This is a genomic window from Nitrospirota bacterium (assembly GCA_013388455.1).
GTDB lineage: Bacteria > Nitrospirota > Thermodesulfovibrionia > Thermodesulfovibrionales > SM23-35 > JACAFF01.
Genome location: JACAFF010000035.1, coordinates 1 through 4,477, shown reverse-complemented (window position 1 = coordinate 4,477; position 4,477 = coordinate 1). Strand labels below are relative to the sequence as shown.

Below are 4,477 nucleotides of genomic sequence, written 5' to 3'. Positions count from 1 at the left end.
TGATAATGACAAGCTCTGGATCCCATATGAAGAATATAAAGAAGAAGATGCGTTTAATATAAAAGAAAAGTGTGAACAAGTTGTAAAAATCGCACAAGATTTCGTTGCATGGTGGTTCACAGAACAAGAATAGTCAATTCCTGAATAAGACACAGTCTCTTAAACATCAGTCACCAATAACCAGTATTTATAAGTTGATTATGGGTTATGGGTGATGGGTTATAGGTTATGGGTGATGGAGAGATGTTGATGAGGTATAAGAAGTATGCAAAAGCAAAGGAGGTTTTGGAGGGGTATTTGAAGAGGAACCCGGGTGATGTTGAAGTTCAGGCTTTTTTGAAGAAATGTAAAGGGATTATCGGGAAGGTCAGGAAGTTGGGAGATGCAGTTGGGAAGATAAAAAAGTGACAAAGGAGTAAGGAACAAATTCTTGAACTCGGAAATACTTTTTGCTATAAAGACGCCTTTAAATGTTACAGTTAGAACAACAAAAGAATACTGGAACTACGTAGTTGATATCAAGCACAGAGTAATGGAAAATAAAGAAGCAATTGTTAAAGCAGTTTTATCAGAACCTGATTATATAAGAAAAAGCAAAATTGATGAGAATGTCTTCCTTTATTACAAGCTGGAAGATAAGCTATACTATGTTGTAGTAAGACATGAAGGAACGGAAGGTTTTTTAATAACTGCATATCCAACTGACAAAGTTAAAGAAAGAGAAATAATATGGACAAAGTAGTAGTTTATTACCATAACGAGAAGGACACAATGGACGTATGGTTTGGTAATCCTGCGGATGAGTACATTTGTGAAGAAGCTGGAGATGGAGTTATTCTAAAAAAAAATAAAGATGGCAGAGTAATAGGAATAGAAAAACTTCATGTAACGAAAACGCTTGGGATCAAACAACCATTACCCGTTGAAATTGTAGTTGCTTAGCCATCAATCAATACTGAAATTATATACCGGTGATAAGAAAGAGCAAAATCTATTTTTCCCGACCTTATAAAACGATAGCTGACAGGTTGCTGAAAAACTATTTTATGTATTTTTGTCTGTCATCCCAGTGCATACGGGAATCCATGTTTTTCAATAGGTTATGGGTAACGTGGAACACCAGGTCAAGCCGGAGGATGACGAATTTGTGACTTTTTCAGCAACCTGAAAAAGAAGGTTTAATATCATTAACTCCGTTTTATGATTTCCTGTTAAAGAAGGGCTACAATACTTATAAGGAGTACATTGCTATAGGAGAGACGCCAGTTCAGTTTATACCCACAGCTACGGATTTAGAAAAGGAAGCAGTTGAAGATGTAATCTTAATAAAATATAAAAATATTGAAGTAAAAATATTAAGATCCGAATACCTAATAGCAATATTTTTAAGAGTTCATAGGCCAAAAGATAAATATAAATTAGTGAGACTTTTAGAACAGACAAAGATAGACAAAACTTTTTGAAAGATATTTTGCAAAGATATGGATTAGAAAAAAAAGTTCGATGAATTTTTGAAAAAATATTATGATTACTCATGAGTACCGAATTCTCTTTCAAGATATTGATTTTAAATAAAAATTCATTACAGCTAAGTTGTCATTCCCGCGAAGGCGGGAATCCAGTAAAATCAATGCCTTCTGGATTCCTGCTTCCGCAGGAATGACAGAACTTGGTACCCTCAACTATGCTATTAATCATCAAAGATCTTAAAAGTTGTTTAAGTTTTTTGGTTTTTTCTTGTCATTCCGCACTTGATGCGGAATCCAGAGGGTTTCGAGTAGTTTATCCTTCTGGATTCCTGCCTTCGCAGGAATGACAATCATTGGAACAGAGTTCGCTATGAATAATATAAGTGCAAAAAATCAGAAAGACATCGAAAAATACAGAAGAACAGTCATCAGTCACTGGTCAACAGTCATTAAAAGGTTATAGGTCAGTGGTAATAGGTTATAGGGAGATGCTGAAACAAGTTCGGGATGACACGATTTACACACCCCCTACCCCTCTTGATAGAGGGGAATTACACACCTCTGCGCTCCACCCAACAAATGTCGGACAAGCCCTCTCAAGAGGGGAATTACACATAGTGTCCTGTTTCATAAATAACTTTACATTTGAGCACCTCGTATAATGTGTCATTGCGAGCGACCAACGGGAGCGTGGCAATCTTGCCTTCGAGGCTGGGATTGCTTCGTCGCTAACGCTCCGCGCAATGACAACCAAATGTAAAGAACTGTTAGAACACCACACTTGATTCATTGTAATAACATGCCCTGTATGTTAATATTTTTCTATGTTTAAGAAAGATAAAGATATTTTAAAGGCTATTGTAAAAGAATTTTCTGCTGACAAAAGGATTGTGAGGGTCATAATTTATGGTTCAAGGGTTCGTGGAGACTATAAAGGCACTTCTGATCTGGATATGCTTGTTCTGGTTGATAAGAAGGACAGGGACATAAAGGATAAAATTCTCAGCATTGTTTATTCTTATGAACTTCAGACAGACACTTCTTTCGCTATTACAATTTTCTCCATTGAAGAAATGAAATTCAATGAAAGACTTGGCAGCCCTTTCATTGAAAGTATAAAAAAAGAAGGGATAACCATTTATGACATTGAACGTAGAGGAGAAGAAATCGCTTTCGAGCTATCGTCTCGATAGGGCTGACAGATTGCTTGAAGATGCAAGTCTTCTTTTAAAAGAAAAGAGGTGGGAGTCTTCTGTAAACAGAAGCTATTATGCTGCCCTGAGTGCGGCAAAAGCAGCGCTTATACTATTTGGCATTGACCCGAAAAGTCATGAAGGTGTAAAGACAATGGTAAATAAAAAACTGGTTTTAGACGGACTTATGCCAAGGGAGTATGGGAAGTGGTTCAGGAGTCTGCTGCTTGAACGCGAAGATGCAGATTATGCAGACTATGTAACAATTGATTCAACAGATGCTGAGGAAGCCTTCAAGAATGCCTCGAATTTTATAGAAAAAATAAAGAACATTATCAATATGCTTATTCAACAACTGTAGATTAAAAATCTGGATCATCTCCAAATTAGTTGATAAAGTCATAAGGATTCAAGGGGTCGAGGATTCCAGTGAAATGCTTAAGAATTATAAGGACTTAAAAGTCTGGCAGAAATCCTATCAGGTATGTCTGGATATTTATAAAATAACAAAGGGTTTCCCTAAAGAAGAAAGATATAGCTTAATATCCCAGATAAGGAGGGCTGCTATATCTGTGCCAAGCAATATAGCTGAAGGATATGGGAGGAAGACAACACCTGAATATCTTCGTTCTTTATATGTAGCTTATGGTTCAAACTGTGAATTAGAGACTCAGGTATTATTATCTGGAGACTTAGGGTATATTAAGAATGAGAGATTAAAGAAGATTCAATCAGATATAGCAGAGGTGGAAAGGATGCTAAAGGGCTTAATAAAATCATTAGAAAACAAACACTTGAACCCTTGAATCCTCGAATCCTTGAACCCTTTCTACCAATTAATTGGGAGAAGAACCAAAAATCATAACGCCCCTTTCTCCCCTCTTATCTTAAGAGGGGATATCCCTATAGAAACCGAAAAAAAGATTATAACTTTACTTGCTCAAACAAAAGAGATGGATTGAAATAAAGCCTATCGAACTTTTCTAACAACTCATATTGCTGTTGCCAGAATGCACACAATGTGTTAATCTATAAATAAATGAAACTTATCAATTGGGACACAGAAAAGATTCTGAAACTTAAAGAATCGAGAGGCATTTGTTTCGAGGATATTGTTTTTTATATTGAGAGAGGCGAGATCTTGGATGACTATCTACATCCAAATCAGAAAAGTTATCCGAAACAGCGTATAATGGTAATCGGGATAAATAATTATGCATACCTTGTTCCTTATGTTGAGGATTCGGAAGAAATATTCCTAAAAACCATTATTCCAAGCAGAAAGGCAACAAACATTTATTTTGGAGGAGAAAAATGAAAGCTAAATTAACAAAAGAAGAACAAGAAATATTGAACAGGTTTGAAAAAGGTGAATGGGTACCTGTTAAAAACCTTTCAAAAAGAAAAGTTGAACTTATGAGGTATGCAAGAAACACTTTAAAGAAAGACAAAAGATTAAACATAAGAATTTCCGAAAGAGACCTGACTGAATTGCAGAAAAAGGCAATAAGCGAGGGATTGCCTTATCAGACTTATGTTTCCAGTATAATTCATAAATTTGTAAGTGGGAAACTGGTAGAGGTAAAAAATTAAGCTGCTAACAAATTGTAATTTTGAAAATGCAATAAAATATTTTGAAGAGGCATTGAAAATTACAAAGAGTCAGGCAATAGGCAACAGGCAACAGGCAGTAGTTGCAGGTTATAGGTCAGTGGTTATGGGTTATGGGGAGATGTTGATGAGTTTAAAGAAGTATGCAAAGGCTAAGGAGTTGTTTGATGAATATTTGAAGGCAAATCCTGAAGATTCAGAAGT

Annotated in this window: 9 protein-coding genes and 1 pseudogene; all 10 read left to right on the top strand. The window is 35.8% G+C overall.

What is annotated here, in order from left to right; genetic code table 11:
* Positions 1-228: 228 nt before the first annotated feature.
* Positions 229-408, top strand: a complete 180-nt coding sequence (locus HXY53_08350; GenBank protein NWF76559.1) for a tetratricopeptide repeat protein — start codon at positions 229-231, stop codon at positions 406-408.
* A gap of 22 nt (positions 409-430) precedes the next feature.
* Entirely contained in the window at positions 431-742 is a 312-nt protein-coding gene (locus HXY53_08345) for a DUF4258 domain-containing protein (GenBank protein ID NWF76558.1), read from the top strand.
* The gene (locus tag HXY53_08340) at positions 730-942 is read left to right on the top strand and encodes a DUF2283 domain-containing protein (protein NWF76557.1); all 213 of its coding nucleotides are present in this window, start codon (positions 730-732) and stop codon (positions 940-942) included. Before HXY53_08345 ends, HXY53_08340 begins: the two co-directional genes overlap by 13 nt.
* Positions 943-2,293: 1,351 nt before the next feature.
* A complete protein-coding gene (locus HXY53_08335; GenBank protein ID NWF76556.1) occupies positions 2,294-2,662 on the top strand; it encodes a nucleotidyltransferase domain-containing protein in 369 nt (122 codons plus the stop codon).
* Positions 2,610-3,023, top strand: coding sequence for a HEPN domain-containing protein (locus tag HXY53_08330; GenBank protein NWF76555.1), 414 nt, complete (start codon positions 2,610-2,612; stop codon positions 3,021-3,023). Before HXY53_08335 ends, HXY53_08330 begins: the two co-directional genes overlap by 53 nt.
* Before the next feature lie 73 nt (positions 3,024-3,096).
* Positions 3,097-3,468 carry a four helix bundle protein gene (locus HXY53_08325; GenBank protein NWF76554.1) on the top strand — a complete coding sequence of 124 codons (372 nt, stop codon included), beginning with the start codon at positions 3,097-3,099 and terminating at the stop codon, positions 3,466-3,468.
* Between the two features lie 233 nt (positions 3,469-3,701).
* Positions 3,702-3,980, top strand: a complete 279-nt coding sequence (locus HXY53_08320) for a BrnT family toxin (protein ID NWF76553.1) — start codon at positions 3,702-3,704, stop codon at positions 3,978-3,980.
* Complete coding sequence (locus tag HXY53_08315) at positions 3,977-4,255, top strand: antitoxin (protein NWF76552.1); 279 nt, start codon at positions 3,977-3,979, stop codon at positions 4,253-4,255. Before HXY53_08320 ends, HXY53_08315 begins: the two co-directional genes overlap by 4 nt.
* Positions 4,251-4,322: pseudogene (locus HXY53_08310) on the top strand (hypothetical protein). The gene HXY53_08315 and the pseudogene HXY53_08310 overlap by 5 nt, the downstream one beginning before the upstream one ends.
* On the top strand, positions 4,308-4,477 hold a 170-nt coding region (locus HXY53_08305), incomplete at its 3' end, for a hypothetical protein (protein NWF76551.1). The pseudogene HXY53_08310 and the gene HXY53_08305, both read left to right, overlap by 15 nt.